Origin of the sequence: Psychroserpens sp. XS_ASV72, assembly GCF_041224425.1 — a bacterium.
In the GTDB taxonomy this organism is placed as follows: Bacteria; Bacteroidota; Bacteroidia; order Flavobacteriales; family Flavobacteriaceae; genus Psychroserpens.
Map to the genome: position 1 here is coordinate 254,038 of NZ_JBGFGL010000071.1, position 16,116 is coordinate 270,153.

At 35.8% G+C, this 16,116-nt stretch carries 16 protein-coding genes and 1 tRNA gene; 10 read left to right on the top strand and 7 right to left on the bottom strand.

Features of this window, described 5'->3' with window-relative positions:
* The first annotated feature begins 1 nt into the window (after position 1).
* From AB9K26_RS04890 to AB9K26_RS04905, 4 genes are all read left to right on the top strand, one after another.
* Positions 2 to 1,321 (top strand): TolC family protein, encoded by a 1,320-nt coding sequence (locus tag AB9K26_RS04890; protein WP_369971421.1) that lies wholly within the window; start codon positions 2 to 4, stop codon positions 1,319 to 1,321.
* A gap of 9 nt (positions 1,322 to 1,330) precedes the next feature.
* Positions 1,331 to 1,513, top strand: coding sequence for a CPXCG motif-containing cysteine-rich protein (locus AB9K26_RS04895; RefSeq protein WP_369971422.1), 183 nt, complete (start codon positions 1,331 to 1,333; stop codon positions 1,511 to 1,513).
* Between the two features lie 139 nt (positions 1,514 to 1,652).
* Complete coding sequence (locus tag AB9K26_RS04900; RefSeq protein ID WP_369971423.1) at positions 1,653 to 2,558, top strand: Two component regulator three Y domain protein; 906 nt, start codon at positions 1,653 to 1,655, stop codon at positions 2,556 to 2,558.
* A 114-nt stretch (positions 2,559 to 2,672) separates the two neighbouring features.
* Positions 2,673 to 2,745: transfer RNA gene (locus tag AB9K26_RS04905), tRNA-Met, on the top strand.
* A 201-nt stretch (positions 2,746 to 2,946) separates the two neighbouring features.
* On the opposite strand, the gene AB9K26_RS04910 is transcribed toward AB9K26_RS04905, so the two are convergent.
* Positions 2,947 to 3,843, bottom strand: coding sequence for a carbohydrate kinase (locus tag AB9K26_RS04910; protein ID WP_369971424.1), 897 nt, complete (start codon positions 3,841 to 3,843; stop codon positions 2,947 to 2,949).
* Positions 3,824 to 5,185: a sugar porter family MFS transporter gene (locus tag AB9K26_RS04915; protein ID WP_369971425.1), complete on the bottom strand. Its 1,362-nt coding sequence runs from the start codon at positions 5,183 to 5,185 to the stop codon at positions 3,824 to 3,826. Before AB9K26_RS04915 ends, AB9K26_RS04910 begins: the two co-directional genes overlap by 20 nt.
* A gap of 188 nt (positions 5,186 to 5,373) precedes the next feature.
* On the opposite strand from AB9K26_RS04915, the gene AB9K26_RS04920 reads away from it, so the two are divergent.
* Positions 5,374 to 5,832 (top strand): RNA methyltransferase, encoded by a 459-nt coding sequence (locus AB9K26_RS04920; RefSeq protein WP_369971426.1) that lies wholly within the window; start codon positions 5,374 to 5,376, stop codon positions 5,830 to 5,832.
* Here the strand turns inward: AB9K26_RS04920 and AB9K26_RS04925 are convergent, their stop codons facing one another.
* Positions 5,833 to 7,500, bottom strand: a complete 1,668-nt coding sequence (locus AB9K26_RS04925; RefSeq protein WP_369971427.1) for a formate--tetrahydrofolate ligase — start codon at positions 7,498 to 7,500, stop codon at positions 5,833 to 5,835.
* Positions 7,501 to 7,643: 143 nt separating this feature from the next.
* Between AB9K26_RS04925 and era the strand changes: the two genes are divergently transcribed.
* The gene (era, locus tag AB9K26_RS04930; RefSeq protein WP_369971428.1) at positions 7,644 to 8,525 is read left to right on the top strand and encodes a GTPase Era; all 882 of its coding nucleotides are present in this window, start codon (positions 7,644 to 7,646) and stop codon (positions 8,523 to 8,525) included.
* A gap of 1 nt (position 8,526) precedes the next feature.
* On the opposite strand, the gene AB9K26_RS04935 is transcribed toward era, so the two are convergent.
* A complete protein-coding gene (locus AB9K26_RS04935) occupies positions 8,527 to 9,045 on the bottom strand; it encodes a GTP-binding protein (RefSeq protein ID WP_369971429.1) in 519 nt (172 codons plus the stop codon).
* Between the two features lie 170 nt (positions 9,046 to 9,215).
* Between AB9K26_RS04935 and der the strand changes: the two genes are divergently transcribed.
* The 4 genes from der (at position 9,216) to AB9K26_RS04955 (ending at position 14,198) form a co-directional block, all read left to right on the top strand.
* Entirely contained in the window at positions 9,216 to 10,523 is a 1,308-nt protein-coding gene (gene der / locus AB9K26_RS04940; protein WP_369971430.1) for a ribosome biogenesis GTPase Der, read from the top strand.
* Between the two features lie 132 nt (positions 10,524 to 10,655).
* Positions 10,656 to 11,129, top strand: a complete 474-nt coding sequence (locus AB9K26_RS04945; protein WP_369971431.1) for a hypothetical protein — start codon at positions 10,656 to 10,658, stop codon at positions 11,127 to 11,129.
* On the top strand, positions 11,130 to 11,330 hold the full coding sequence (locus AB9K26_RS04950; RefSeq protein ID WP_369971432.1) for a helix-turn-helix transcriptional regulator: 201 nt from the start codon (positions 11,130 to 11,132) through the stop codon (positions 11,328 to 11,330).
* An 84-nt stretch (positions 11,331 to 11,414) separates the two neighbouring features.
* Entirely contained in the window at positions 11,415 to 14,198 is a 2,784-nt protein-coding gene (locus AB9K26_RS04955) for an outer membrane beta-barrel protein (RefSeq protein ID WP_369971433.1), read from the top strand.
* Between the two features lie 4 nt (positions 14,199 to 14,202).
* Here AB9K26_RS04955 and AB9K26_RS04960 read toward each other — a convergent pair whose 3' ends face one another.
* From AB9K26_RS04960 to AB9K26_RS04970, 3 genes are read right to left on the bottom strand one after another with little or no spacing between them, the layout of a single operon-like run.
* Positions 14,203 to 15,033, bottom strand: a complete 831-nt coding sequence (locus tag AB9K26_RS04960; RefSeq protein WP_369971543.1) for a YgcG family protein — start codon at positions 15,031 to 15,033, stop codon at positions 14,203 to 14,205.
* 33 nt (positions 15,034 to 15,066) lie between these two features.
* Positions 15,067 to 15,504 carry a TPM domain-containing protein gene (locus AB9K26_RS04965; protein ID WP_369971434.1) on the bottom strand — a complete coding sequence of 146 codons (438 nt, stop codon included), beginning with the start codon at positions 15,502 to 15,504 and terminating at the stop codon, positions 15,067 to 15,069.
* A 7-nt stretch (positions 15,505 to 15,511) separates the two neighbouring features.
* Positions 15,512 to 16,111: a LemA family protein gene (locus tag AB9K26_RS04970; protein WP_369971435.1), complete on the bottom strand. Its 600-nt coding sequence runs from the start codon at positions 16,109 to 16,111 to the stop codon at positions 15,512 to 15,514.
* Positions 16,112 to 16,116 lie beyond the last annotated feature (5 nt).

Here is a 16,116-nt window from a genome sequence, read left to right on the forward strand (position 1 = left end):
AATGAAGATCAAACCTTACATATTGATGAATTTCTTGTTGTTTAGCCTTTTTGGGCACGCACAAGAAATTTTGAACAAGGAAGAGGCTATCAAACTGACTCTAGAACATAATTATGGCATCAAAATCGCTAAGAATAGTATAGAGGTAGCTGAAAACAACTCTGATGTTTTAAACTCTGGATATTTGCCTACGCTTACAGGAAATGCTGGTGCTTCAATTGATAAACAGGATACTGAAGGTTCATTGTCAAATGGTGATACCCGAATTGCTAATGGCGCTGAAACGAGACGATATAGTGCTTCAGTAAATCTAAACTATACCTTGTTTGATGGTTTGGGACGTTTATACAATTACCGAAGATTGAAAGAAGAGCACCAACTATCTGAATTAGAAGCTCGTGAAACTATTGAAAACACGATACTTCAGTTGTTTACAGTGTATTATAGTGTAGCTGAACTTTCAGAAAACAACACAGCTTTGAAAGAAACCATGACCATTTCCAAAGATCGATTAACGCGTGCTGGTTACCAGTTTGATTATGGTCAAAATACAAAACTGGAAGTATTGAATGCTGAAGTCGATATCAATAATGATAGCATAAATCTCATAAATGCTGAACAGTTGCTTAGGAATACAAAGCGTGATTTAAATGTCATTTTAGGAAATCAATTGAATCAAGATTTTGATGTGGATACAGATGTCAACTTTCTGTTTCAATTAGATAAAACCGATCTCTTGGAAAAGACTAAAACGAATAATGTAACCTTACTTCAGGCTGAAAAAAACATAGCTATCAGCCAATTGGATATCAAAACCAACAAAGCTCAATATTTACCTACGGTTGGTTTGGTTGGTTCTTATGGTTGGAATGAATCTACAAATAATAGTCCGTTAGCATTTGTACTCCAAAACACTACAACAGGCGTATCTGCAGGATTGAATTTGAGTTGGAATTTGTTTGATGGTGGAACAACGATTACACGTGTAAAAAATGCTCAGATCAATTTAGAAAACCAAAAATTATTGAAAGAGCAGTTGCTTGTTGAAATTGAACGAAATTTCAATAATGCTTGGGATGATTATCAAAATAAACTGGTTATTTATCAAGTTCAGGAAAATAATATAAAAACCGCCCAAAATAATTTTGAACGTACACAGGAAAAGTTTAAGATTGGACAGGTTACTTCTATTGAATTCAGACAAGCACAACTCAATCTCCTCAATGCCGAACTCAGTCGAAATCAAGCTAAATACGATGCGAAATTGGCTGAACTAAATGTACTTCAATTAAGTGGCGAGTTACTCAATGTTCAGATATAATTCAGTCGTATGGAAGAGTATTTTTTTCAATGTCCATATTGCTGGGAAACCATCTCAATGCTGATTGATGTATCACAGCACAAGCAAACCTATATTGAAGATTGTGAGGTTTGTTGCAACCCAATTCAAGTCGAAATCACTACTGAAAACAGTGAAATTATTGGATTTGAAGCCCAAAATATTGAACAATAGCTATTTTTTAAACATCTGAAAAACAGTATATTACAAAATATTCGATGAACGACTATGCATTTCATCGAAAAAAATTGCTAGATAATCGATATTCTGTTATTTTCGTTACAAATAGATTGCCCTCAAAAAATCTACTATTATGAAAACCGCTAAAATTACATTACTGTTATGCTTGGTTACGCTACTGTCTTTTGGTAGTGTCTCAACCAAAGAAAAAGAGGCTTTAGTTGCTCTCTATAACGCTACCAAAGGAACATCTTGGAATACCACTTGGGATTTAACTAGTCCTGTCTCAACATGGTATGGTGTTACCGTTGAAAATGATCAGGTTGTAGCCTTACATCTTGGGTATAATAATCTCGAAGGTCAGTTGCCTGATGCTATTGGAGATTTAACAGCCTTAAGGGAAATGGATTTCTTTAGAAATAACCTTTCAGGATCAATTCCAGCTACTATTGGGAATTTGAAAGCTTTGAAAGTGTTGAATGTCGCATTCAATAAATTAGATGGCCAATTGCCAAATACCATTGGAGATTTGTCGTCTCTTGAAACATTGCAATTATTCATGAATAAAATTGAAGGTTCCATTCCAGAGTCTATCGGACAATTAAGTGAGTTGAAAACCTTAGAATTGTATAACAATAACCTTAGTGGAAATTTACCAGAAACTTTAGGAAATCTTTCAAACCTAGAATCTTTATTGGTTAGTAGTAATAAGCTATCAGGAAAATTGCCTTACGCTCTCGGAAACCTATCCCAATTAAAGGTTTTAAGTGTGTTTGACAATACATTACTAGGCGTTGTGCCAAATTCAATTTCAAATCTATCAAAGTTAGAAGAATTGGTTTTAGCCAATAATGCTTTTTATGGTAATCTACCAACTGACTTGGCAAGCTTAACCAATTTGAAGGTTTTAATGTTAGGAAACAATGAGTTTAAAGGTGACTTAGCCAGTTTGGAAGCACAGTTTCCTAATATGGAACAATTTGACTTTGTGAACAATAGCGATGTTGGTGTACTGGCTACCTTAGATACAGAAGATTGATAATTTTATATAGTTTTAATTTACATAACCCTTATCCGAATTTGGCTGAGGGTTATTTTTTTGAGTATTATTATTGTTAAAAGAAAAAAGCATTGTATATTTGCAGTCCAATATCGCGGGATAGAGCAGCAGGTAGCTCGTCGGGCTCATAACCCGAAGGTCACTGGTTCGAGTCCAGTTCCCGCTACAACAAGCCAAATACGAAAGTGTTTGGCTTTTTTTGTAAATGAGATTTTAGAACGTATACGTTCTAAAATTGAAATGTCAAAAAATAAATTTTGATTTAAAATTTGGGTTGTTGTACAAGCTTCTCTTTTGGGTCCAACGAGCTTTAGCGAGTTAATCCAGTTCCCGCTACAAAGAAGCTCCTTGAGAAATCAAGGAGCTTTTATTTTTCCTCAAGTTTTTCAATTTCCTTTTGCGAAACGTCACAAGAAGCGCCTTTTTTTGAAGCGACCAAGGCGCCAACCTTACATGCAAAGTCTAAAGCAATGTGAGGTTCAGATTTTTTAAATAGCAACTTATAAACTAAAGCTGCTAAAAAGGAATCACCTGCACCAACCGTGTCTTTTACCTTTACCTTATATCCTGTATTGTTATAAAAAAGTCCGTCTAAAAACAACAATGCACCTTTACTTCCTTTGGTGACACAAATGTTTTTGGTTTGGGTATGTTTTGCTAAAGATTTTACTTGGTCTTCCATAGATTTGTTTTCAAAACCTAAATGCGTACTTATTAAATGTAATTCTTCATCATTCAGTTTTATAAAATCTGATCGATTCATTAGCTCTAAAACGAATGCTATGGTATAATCAGGAGGCCTTAAGTTCACATCAAAGACAGTAAAATTAGCTTTTGATAATAGCTCCATAAGAGTATCCCTAGACCTTATGTTTCTACAGGCAAGACTTCCAAAAATCAACACTTCAGCTTCTGAAACCGCTTTACTATTTTTATCATTATGTAGAATGTAATCCCAAGCAACAGGCTTTTTTATTTTATATGACGCTGAACCTTCAGTATCTAAAAACACTTCAACAGTTCCTGTAGGATATTGTTCAGAATATTGAATTAAATTGGTTTGAAGCCCGTGTTCAGAAATAAATGAAATCAGATTTTTACCTAACTTGTCTTGTCCAATAGCGCTAATAATACTAGTGTCAATTTCAAAGGATTGAAGTCGCAAAGCCACATTCAATGGTGCGCCTCCAATGACTTTTTTATCAGGAAACACATCCCAAAGGACTTCCCCAAAGCATATTGCACTAGTTGCTATGAAAGTCATCTTCGATTAATTGCTTTTCCAAATCTTCCAATGAAATACCTTTGGTTTCTGGCATTTTGAAAATAGCCCATAACAATTGAAGCACCATCATACCAGCAAAGAAATAGTAAATGATTTCTAGATTATCTCTGAATAGACCTTCTTTGTCATCAATGAAAAAAGGCGTCACAAGAGTAATGATGGCAGCAAATACCCAATGGGTTCCAGTTCCCCAACTTTGTCCGTAGGAGCGTACACGATTTGGGAAAATTTCTGAAATAAACACCCAAATTACAGCCCCTTGTCCGATGGCGTGTGAAGCCACAAACAAACAAATAAAGGTTAGTAATAAAGTGGAACTCAAATCCATTTGAAAGCAAACACCAACCATAATCAAACTAAAAATGTATCCAATGGAGCCTATGATGATGAGTTGGCGTCGTCCTAATTTATCAATAAGTCTCACACCCAAAAGCGTAAATAGCAAATTAACGATTCCAATAGCAATGGCATTAAACAACGAATCTGATCCACCAAGTCCAGCTTGTTCCAGAATTTGTGGCGCGTAATACAAAACGAAATTTATACCAGATAGCTGATTGAAGAAGGCAATAAAAAAACCTAACCAAAGTACGCGATTGTATTTTTTGTTGAAGAGGTTGTCATTGCTTTTAGGCAAGATTGCATTAGCTTTGATTTCAAGAAGTTTTGATTTAGCGATTTCCAAATTCCCATAAATGGTATTTAAAATGGGTAATGCATTTTCTTCGTCACTTTTCTGTAGAATCAACCAACGTGGACTTTTAGGGACTTTAAGTACCATAAGCGTATAAAAGAATGCTGGAATCGCTTCAACACCAAGCATCCATCTCCAATCGTTATCGCCTCCAACACCTTTTAAAGTCCAATTGCTCACAAAGGCGATTAAAATGCCAAACACTAAGCAAAACTGATAAAGTGCTCCTAAACGACCTCTGTTTTCTGGTGAGGTAATTTCGGAAATATAAATTGGAGCAGCCACAGAACTAACACCAACACCAATACCTCCAATAAATCTAAAAAACGAAAAGACATAAGGGTCATTGGCTAAAGCGCTTCCTAAAGCAGATGCTAAAAACAAAATACCAATCCAAATTAAAGTGGTTTTTCTACCAATTTTTTTCGTTGGAATACCACCAAGTAAAGCCCCTAAAACGGTTCCCCAAAGTGCCATAGACATGATGAATGTACCATGGTTTATGGGTGATAATTGCCATAATTCTTGCAACGGTTTATTGGCACCAGATATAACAACCGTATCAAACCCAAATAAAAATCCGGCAAGAGCTACAGTTGCCGACCAGAAAACGACTTTTTTATTCATTCCAAATTGAATTAATTGTATGTATCACTAAAATATTGAAACATTCTATACTTTAAGCTTATTATCATGAGGAAATGACTAGAGGTAATCTGAACAAGGCTTTTGTAAATTTCATTTAGACTAATATACCAAATTAAATATACGGTTTTTACTTTAATTCAATCTTAGAATCTATTTTTGTTAATGTCATGAATGATAATTTTATAAATGAATTCTTCGGAATCGGTATTCAAAATGGTAAGACTCCTGAAAACTTAGGTGTCCTTTGGCGTTCAGCACAAAATCTTGGAGCCAGTTTTATCTTTACCATTGGAAATCGTTATGCCAAACAAGCTTGTGATACCCATAATGCTGTAAAGGCCATGCCTTATTTTCATTATGAGACATTTGATGATTTTTTTGCTAATCTTCCCAAAGGCGCACGATTGGTTGGTGTTGAAATGACTGAGAATGCAGAAGATTTGGAAACCTTCCATCATCCTAGGCGCTGTGTTTACCTATTAGGCGCAGAAGACCATGGGTTATCAAAACAAGCCATTGAAAACAGTCATTTTTTGGTTAAATTCAAGTCTGAGTTGAGTTTAAATGTTTCTGTAGCTGGAACTATCGTGATGTACGATCGAGGTATTCAAAAGCCTCGTCAGTAATCAGAAAAGGCCTGAAATATCTCCCTTATCACTAATGTCAATGCCTTCTGAAGCTGGATGTGCAGGTAATCCTGGCATTCGCATGATGTCCCCTGTAATTGGAATCAAAAATCCAGCACCTGAAGCAATTTCAATCTCCCGAACTGTGATGATGAAATCTTTTGGTCTTCCTAAAAGTTTAGGATTATCAGATAATGATTTTTGGGTTTTAGCGATACAGATTGGTAAATGTCCCAATTTAAGTTCCTTGATTTGTTTGAGCTGTCGCTTGGCTTTTGAATTGTAATCGACATGTTCTGCGCCATAAATCTTTTGGGCTATGGTTTCAATTTTATCTTCAATAGGTGTTTTCCATTTGTATAATGGTTCAAATTTAGAGGCATTGCTTTCAGCGATATCTATAACATGCTGTGCTAAAACCTTAGCGCCAGCTCCACCTTTTGCCCAAACATTAGTAATAGCAACTCTAATATTCTTAATCTTTGCGAAATCTTTTATGAGTTGTATTTCTTCTTTACTGTCGTGTTTAAATTTATTGATGGCTATGATTGGTGTAACTTTAAATCGTTGAATGTTTTCTAGATGTTTTTCCAAATTAGGCAAACCTAGTCTTAAAGCTTCAATGTTTGGTATGTCTAATGATTTCAAATCAGCACCTCCATGATATTTCAATGCTCTGATGGTAGTTGTCAATACTACTGCTTTAGGTGAAATATTGGCACTTTGACATTTGATATCAAAGAATTTCTCGGCTCCTAAATCAAATCCGAAACCGGCTTCGGTAATGGTGTATTCTGAATGCGACATACCCATTAGAGTGCCTATCACAGAGTTGGTGCCTTGAGCAATATTAGCAAAAGGTCCACCATGAATGATGGCTGGATTACCTTCTATGGTCTGTACCAAATTGGGTTTGATGGCGTGTTTCAAAAGGGTTGCCATAGCTCCAGCAACTTTTAGGTCTTTTGCATAAATAGGATTTTTATCAAAGGTGTAGCCTATAAAGATATTCCCAAGACGTTTTTTTAAATCACTCAAACCAGTTGTGATACACAAAATGGCCATAATTTCAGAAGCAGCAGTAATGTCAAATCCTGTTTCCCTTGGAATTCCAGAAGAAGTTCCTCCCAATCCAACAATAACACGTCGCAGTGCACGATCGTTCATGTCTATCACACGTTTCCATGTGATGGTTCGAGGATCCAGACCTAAGGAATTGGACTTGCTTTGAATATTATTATCAATTACAGCTGCTAATAGATTGTGAGCTTTTTCAACAGCTGAAAAATCACCTGTAAAATGAAGGTTGATATCTTCTAATGGAAGCACTTGTGAGTATCCACCTCCTGTTGCACCACCTTTAATGCCAAAAACAGGACCTAAAGAAGGCTCTCTCAAAACCACAGTGCTTTTTTTGCTGAGTTGATTTAAAGCTTCCGATAAACCAATAGATACAGTGGTTTTTCCTTCTCCAGCTGGTGTTGGTGAAATGGCTGAAACCAGTATCAGATTGCTTTGCTTGGCTTTCTTTCGGTTGATATATGACAGAGGAATCTTAGCTTTGTCATTACCGTACAATTCAATTTTTTTAGGATCGACTCCTAAGGTTGTTGCAATTTCGGTAATAGGCTTTAACTTAACTTTTTTGGCAATCTGTAAATCGGTCATGATGAAGAAGTACTTTATTATGGTCTATCAAATGTATTGATTAATACTCATGAAAAGGCTGATTTTTATCATGTTAAGCCTCATTTTATGGCTAATTATAAGAAAGCGAATTAAAGGTCGTAACTTTGTAAAAAAATTACTCTATGCACAAAGCAGGTTTTGTCAATATCATCGGAAATCCCAACGTTGGGAAGTCCACATTAATGAATGCATTTGTTGGTGAGAAGCTCTCTATTATAACCTCAAAAGCCCAAACCACCAGACATCGCATTTTAGGGATTGTCAATGGCGATGATTTTCAAATGATTTTAAGTGATACACCAGGTATTATTAAGCCAGCTTACGAATTGCAAGAGTCTATGATGGACTTTGTTAAAACTGCTTTTGAGGATGCAGATGTTTTGGTGTATATGGTTGAAATAGGAGAGAAGGATTTAAAAGATGAGGCCTTTTTCAAAAAGATTACCAATTCAAAAATTCCTGTATTGCTACTTCTGAATAAAATAGATAAGTCAAACCAGGAGCAATTGGAAAGCCAAGCCGAATTTTGGCAAGCTAAAGTTCCAAATGCAGAGTTTTATCCTATTTCAGCAATTAACGGATTTAACGTCCAAAACGTATTTGATCGTATAGTGGAATTATTACCAGAATCGCCTCCATTCTATCCAAAAGACCAGCTTACGGATAAACCTGAACGTTTTTTTGTGAATGAAGCCATTCGTGAAAAAATCCTATTGCATTACAAAAAGGAAGTGCCTTATGCTGTTGAGGTTGATACTGAAGAGTTTTTTGAAGAAGAAGATATCATCAGGATTCGTTCTGTCATCATGGTAGAACGCGAAACCCAAAAAGGAATCATCATTGGGCATAAAGGCTCAGCAATAAAACGAGTTGGTATGGAAGCGCGAAAAGACTTGGAAAAATTCTTCGGAAAGCAAGTCCATATCGAGCTTTATGTCAAAGTCAATAAAAATTGGCGTTCAGATCAACGGCAGTTGAAACGTTTTGGTTACAATCAGAAATAACCTAATCCAAGGCATGAATACCCTTACTTCTTAAAGTATCTCTCATAAAGTGGTGCAGTTCATGCATTTGTTCCATTCCTGTTCGTTTTCCCAAACGCCCAGCAAAGTAGAGAGCAAACCAAATTACAATCATGAATAGTGCTACAAATAGCTGAATGGCATAATTGTCGCCTAATGACCAATTGACGTAAGCCCAAATTCCGAAGGCAATAAACAATCCTGCGACAAAAAAATGGAAAAACATAAACATGGTCCAAACGGTTGGATTGGGTCCAAACAATCCGTAAACGGTACTGCCATCATTTTCATAAGACTTGTTGATCTCTAAATGCAGTTGAGGCGACCAAAAGTGTTGCTTGGCTTTTGGGATTTTAATGAAAATATGGTCATCAACACGAGACACTATAAAGTCAGATTGAAGGTTTTTTTTACCTTCAAAAAGTTTTAGAACCGATTCGTTGTCATGCTTTATGTCGAATTTAAAGCGTGGCCTTAATACGATTTCATTAGATAAAGCCATTGTTGTTAGGTCAGGTTTAATGTTATCAAGGTACTATTTTTTCTTTAATGTTTTGATGTTGCATTTGGATTTAATCTTTTGTGAAAAAATGAGTTAGTAATGGATATTTCCTATTTTTGCACAAAATTTAAGCACTATGTGAGTAGTCGCTTCCGTATTAATTAAATGAAATGGGAAATATTGTAGCTATTGTTGGTCGTCCAAATGTTGGTAAATCCACGTTCTTTAATCGATTGATTCAAAGACGTGAAGCGATTGTTGATGCTGTAAGTGGTGTTACAAGAGATCGTCATTATGGTAAAAGTGATTGGAATGGAAAAGAGTTTTCCCTAATTGATACAGGAGGTTATGTAAAGGGTAGTGACGATGTTTTTGAAGCTGAAATCGATAAACAAGTAGAGTTGGCTATCGATGAAGCTGATGCTATCATTTTTATGGTCGATGTTGAAACAGGTGTTACTGGAATGGATGAGGATGTCGCTAAGCTTCTTAGAAAAGTAGACAAGCCAGTGTTTTTGGCTGTGAACAAGGTTGATAATGCGAAACGTGCTGAAGATGCGGTAGAATTCTATTCCTTGGGTTTAGGTGATTATTTTACCATTGCCAGTATCAATGGAAGTGGCACAGGAGATTTACTCGATGCCTTGGTTGAGGCTTTACCTGAAAAGGAAGAAGAGGAAGAGGAAGATGAATTACCACGTTTTGCAGTGGTTGGACGTCCAAATGCAGGAAAGTCGTCACTAATTAATGCTTTGATTGGTGAAGATAGATATATAGTTACTGATATCGCTGGAACGACTAGAGATGCCATTGATACCAAATACAATCGTTTCGGATTTGAATTTAATCTCGTCGATACTGCTGGAATCAGAAGAAAATCGAAAGTTAAGGAAGACTTGGAATTCTATTCCGTGATGCGAAGTATTCGAGCTATTGAACATTGCGATGTTTGTCTTTTGGTTCTGGATGCAACGAGAGGCTTCGACGGACAAGTACAAAATATATTTTGGTTGGCCGAACGCAACAGAAAAGGGATTGTTATTTTGGTCAATAAGTGGGATTTAGTCGAAAAGGATACTATGACCACTAAAGATTTTGAAAAACGCATCCGTAAGGAAATAGAACCCTTTACCGATGTACCTATTGTTTTTATTTCTGTTCTGAATAAGCAACGAATTTATAGAGCTATTGAAACGGCAGTTGAGGTGTACAAAAATCGCAGTAAAAAAATAAAGACCAGTAAACTGAACGAGGTACTCTTACCTTTAATTGAAAATTATCCACCTCCAGCTTACAAAGGTAAATTTGTGAAGATTAAGTATATTATGCAATTGCCTACACCACAACCACAATTTGCCTTCTTCTGTAATTTACCACAATATGTAAGACCACCTTACAAGCGCTATTTGGAAAACCAATTACGTGAAAAGTTCGATTTTCACGGCGTACCAATTAGTGTCTATATGCGAAAAAAATAATAAAGATTAAACTATTGTATATCAGTCTATTGGTGTGCATAAAATAAATTATTTTTTACAAAAAGTAAAGTAAAGTTTACATATTGTAAATATTTGTTTACATTTGTAGTGTCAATATTAATTGAGATTTCGATGAAAACAGAATATTTACTTTCCAATAAGTTTAAGATTCCAGGATGGATTTTATTAATTTTAGGTTTGGTATTGGGTGTTTATGAAAGCTATGCCGAATTTGAGTCTGATATATTTGTCACAAAGGTCTTAGCTGTCTTTTCAAGTGGACTCGGGTTTTTAGGATCGTCTTCTGAAGAGAACAATACGTTTTTTAGAATTATTGAAAATAGCATTATTGATGAAATTGCTGCATTAGCAATTATCTTTGGTGGCTTACTAGTTGGATTTTCAAGAGAAAAAGTAGAAGATGAATTTATTTATAAACTGAGAAAGGACTCCTTGGTATGGGCAATCATTTTCAATTATGTAATTCTTGCGCTCACTGTTGTTTTTGTTTATGAGTTTTCATTTTTCAATGTGTTGGTCTATAATATGTTTACACCACTATTGTTCTTCATTATCCGATTTAATTTTTTAAAAGCTAGAGCGTAAATGAAAAATAACATCAAAATAGAACGTGCGAGACATGATATGACACAAGCAGATTTGGCTGATAAAATAGGCGTGAGTCGGCAATCCATCAATGCCATAGAAAAAGGGAAATACATTCCGTCAGCTTTACTGGCAATCAAGATCGCACAATTGTTTAAACTTTCTGTAGAAGAACTCTTTTTTCCAGAGCCAGGAGAATAAAAAAAATCAAATATTAAGAAAATTCATACGAAATTAATTTTCTATTCGTTTGCTATCTAAACTATCATCAATCAATCAACTATTATGAGGCAATTCATTATTTTTTCTGCATTTATACTATGCGGATTACTTTCCTTTTCACAATCTAAAACATTTAAAATTACTGGAACAGTTATCGCTCAAGATAACAAAGAACCTTTAGAATCGGCTACAGTTTACCTGGAGCGTGTCAAAGATAGTAGCTTGGTGAGCTATACAATTTCTGATAGAAATGGGAATTTTGAAATCAATCATGAAACCTACGACAAGGAACTCAACTTTCATGTCGATTTTGTGGGTTATCAATCGTATGCAAAAACATTGGTTATTGATAAAGAGCATATTGATTTAAAAACCATTGAACTAAATATTGGTAATACACTTGATGAAGTTGTTATCAAATCTAGAGCGCCAATTACGATTAAAAAAGACACGCTTGAATTCAATGTGAAATCCTTTAAGACAAAAAAAGATGCCAATGTAGAAGACCTCTTAAGGCTATTGCCAGGTGTTGAAGTGGATCAAGATGGAAAGATAAAAGTGAACGGTAAGGACGTGAGTAATATTTTGGTCAATGGAAAGCCTTTCTTTGGAAACGATCCAACCATAACCACTCGAAATCTTACCAAAGATATTATTGAAAAAGTTCAAATTACTGATACCAAAACCAAATCGGAAGCTTTTGCAGGAGAGGAAGGCGACAAGGAAAGCAAAACCATTAACCTTACCATAAAAGAGGAAAACAATAAAGGTGTTTTTGGTCGCTTGGCAGCTGGAACAGGAACAGATGAACGTTATGAGTTTGCTGGTATGGTAAACCTATTCGATAACGATAGACGTGTTAGTGTGCTTGCTGGAGGAAATAACACTAACTCTCCAGGATTCAGTTTTGGAGAAATCCAAAAAATGTTTGGTGGAGGTTACAGTTTGAGCATGAGCAGTAATGGCTCGTTTACTATCGACGGAAGATCATTTGGTTCAGGTCAAGGTATTACAACTTCCAGAAATGCAGGAGCAAACTATGCCGATGTTATAAATGAAAATGTAGATGTCAATGCCGATTATTTTTATTCTGGTGCTGATTCTGAAAACGAAACCATTACCGAACGCGAAAATATATTACCAGATTCCCGATTTTTTTCAAGCTCGAGGTCAAAGTCTATAAACGAGAATCATAACCACAGTGCCAATTTAGGTTTTGATATTGAAATCGATTCTACGTTTCTGATCAATATTCAGCCGTCATTTCGATGGTCAGTTCAAAAAAGAACATTTTCTGAAAATGAATCCACTCGAAACGAAGACAATGAGTTGACGAACCAGTCTGTAGTGAATTCTTATGATGAGGAAGAAGCCAGGAATTTTGGAAATCAATTCAACGTTACCAAGCGTTTTGGTAGCAATGGGTCTTTTTTGAAATTTGAAATTGACAACGAATTCAATAAAAATGCCTCTGATGATTTATTGACTTCTGAAACCAATTTTTTTAATTCAACTGATGAAGATGTTATTAGAGATCAGCTCACCACAACTGAAACTGAGTTTAGACGATTTGGTTCTTCTGTGACCTACAGAATACCTATTGTTGCTAAAAAACTCTTTTTTGATGTGGAATATAGGTATAGAGATGATAAACGTAATAACTTGAGAAGTACTTTTGATTTTGATGAAAGCTCTAATGCCTATGACGATTTCAATTTAGATTTGAGTACCGATTTTGAATATTTAAACCAAGAGAGTGCTCCTTCAGCTAAAATTACCTATAGACAAGAAAAATGGTCTACTAGTTTTACGATGCGTTATGTATTTAGAACGCTTGAAAACAAGGATTTTCTCAGACCAGAACTCAACTTGAAACGACGATTTAATGCCATTGAATTGCGTTCGTATTTCAATTATAGGTTTAGTGATAAAGCCTCAATGTATTCAGGCTATTCCTTAAATAATTCAGCGCCAAGTATCAATCAGTTGCAACCCTTTCAAAATGTAACGAACCCTTTAAATACTGTCACAGGTAATCCAAATCTAAAACCAACCAATAGCCATCGTATTTACTTTGGATATAATGCCTTCGATTTTCAGAAAAAAACAGGTACCTATAGTTATGTGAGTGTTAATTTAACTGATGACCAAGTGGTTTCTAAAACAGAGGTGAATCCTGAAACCTTGAAAAGAACTACTACTTATGCCAACGTAAGTGGAGGCTATGATATTTATGGGAATATTAATTACAGCAAAACAATTAAAGCTGATTCCCTAAGAACAATCAAGTATGATATTGGTATTTCTGGAAGTGCCAATAGGAATATTAATTTTAATAATGGCGTACAATATGAAAGCAATGTCACAAATCTAAGACCTGGATTGGGCTTGCGTTTTACATGGAAGGAGGTCATGGAGTTTCGACCAAGATATCGACTCAATCTTACTAAAAACACTTATGACATAGAAACGTTTGAAGATGTCGATTTTGTAAGACATGACTTATCAATGAAATTCACAACCTTTGTGCCTAAACGTTTTGAATGGACGAACACCGTAGATTTTAGCTGTAATCCAAATGTGGCTGAAGGCTTTCAGAAGAGTGTTTGGTTTTGGAACTCAACTTTGGCGTATTCCATGTTTAATGATAATGGTTTGCTGACGCTAAAGGTTTATGACCTCTTGAACCAAAATAATAACGCGCGCAGAGTTGCCACTCAAAATTATATTCAGGATTCTCAAAGTACGGTTTTACAACAGTATTTTATGTTGAGCTTCAGTTGGAAATTCAATAGTCTTGGTTCTAAAGGTGAAACAGGGAGTAGTAATTTTTATATTATGGATTAAGAGCTTACCAGCTTCCTCCAGCACCACCACCTGAGAAGCCGCCTCCTCCGAAGCCTCCTCCGAATCCGCCACCTCCAAAACTACCTCCGGAACTGCTTCCAAATCCACCAGAACTTCTGCCATAGCTACCTCGACCCATATTGCTCAAAATGATGGCATCTAGAATACTGGTACCATTGGTTTTGTGTCCACCACTTCCATTGTTGCCACCTCCACGTCTGTTTTTGGTTATGGCTATTATGAATACAATAAATACAAAGAATAATAGGAGAAACACCACAATAGGTACAAAACTACTACCATTGGAGTTGGATTTTCTGGTGCCTTGATAAGCACCATTCAAGACTTGAAAGATGGCATCAGAGCCTTTGTTCAAGCCTTGATAATAATCACCTTTTTTGAATTCAGGAATAATAACATTTCTCACAATGTCACCAGTAATTCCAGCAGTCAGTCGGTCTTCAACACCATAACCAGGCGAAATCCATATTTTACGATCATCTCTAGCCAATAAAACAAAGACACCATTATCTTCTTTTTTTTGACCAATTCCCCATTCATGGGCCCATTTTGGAGTTAAAAGCCCAATGTTTTCTCCTTTAGTAGTGGCAATTATTGCTACTACAATTTGAGTTGAGGTTGTATCTGAATAACGTATTAGTTTTTGTTCGAGATTGTTTTTTTCTGAACTTGATAATAATCCAATATAATCATAAACACTGGTTTGTTCTTCAGGAATTGGAGGAATGTCAAATTGCGCAAAACTTGAGAATGAAGTAAGTAGGCAAAACAATATCAGGCCCAAACCAAGTTTAAAATTCAACTTAGGTTTCATAGGTGGTTTGATGGCGTTTTGGACTTTCATCATTTATCCTTTAGAAATGGCATCTGGTAATTCGTTTTGGTCAGTATGAATCCAAGGAAAATGACTTTCCAATTGCTCTCCAGCTTTTAAAATACCTTCAATTAGACCCTCTTTAAATCGACCATGTTTGAAATGCGTTTGAATGATATCTTTGGTACTGTCCCAAAAATCATCGGAAACCACATCATTGATACCTTTATCACCATAAATAACAAAGGTTTTGTCTTCTACTGCTACATAGATCAATACACCGTTTTGTTGTTTGGTGTTATCCATTTTCAAATAATGAAATACTTCCATGGCACGTTCAAAAGGATCTATTTTTGAGCTAGCTTCAATGTGGACGCGAATTTCGCCAGAAGTGTTTTGTTCTGCAGTTCGAATGGCAGAAATAATCGAATCTTCTTCTTGTGCAGTTAAAAAATCTTCAATTTTAGACATCTCTTTATCAGTCAAAATCGAATTCTACATCTACAGGTTTTTCAGCTCCTGCTTCAGCATCGAAATAAGGCTTGTCGTCAAAACCTAAGATACCAGCTAAAATAGAATTTGGAAATTCCTTCACGTGAATGTTGTATGGTTTAATGGCTTCATTATATCGTGTTCTGGCAGTTTGAATCGTATTTTCAGTACTGGTCAATTCATCTTGAAGTTTAAGGAAGTTCTGATTGGACTTCAAATCAGGATACCGTTCAACAGTAACAAGTAAACTTTTCAAAGCACCTGAAAGACCGCCTTGTACTTCGTTGTACTTTGCCAATTGTTCAGGCGTCACATTCGATGGGTCAATGTTAATGGAAGTAGCTTTTGCTCTGGCTTCGATAACATCGGTTAAGGTGTTGCGTTCAAAATCGGCAGCGCCTTTAACGGTGTTTACTAAATTTCCAATGAGATCGTTTCTTCGTTGGTAAGCGGTTTGAACATTTCCCCAAGCTTCACTCACCTCTTCATTAAGTTGAACAGCGGTGTTGTTGAATCCTTTTCCCCAAGAATAAAATCCGAATACGACGATTAGGATAATAATTACTGGAATGAGCCATTTTTTCATGATAT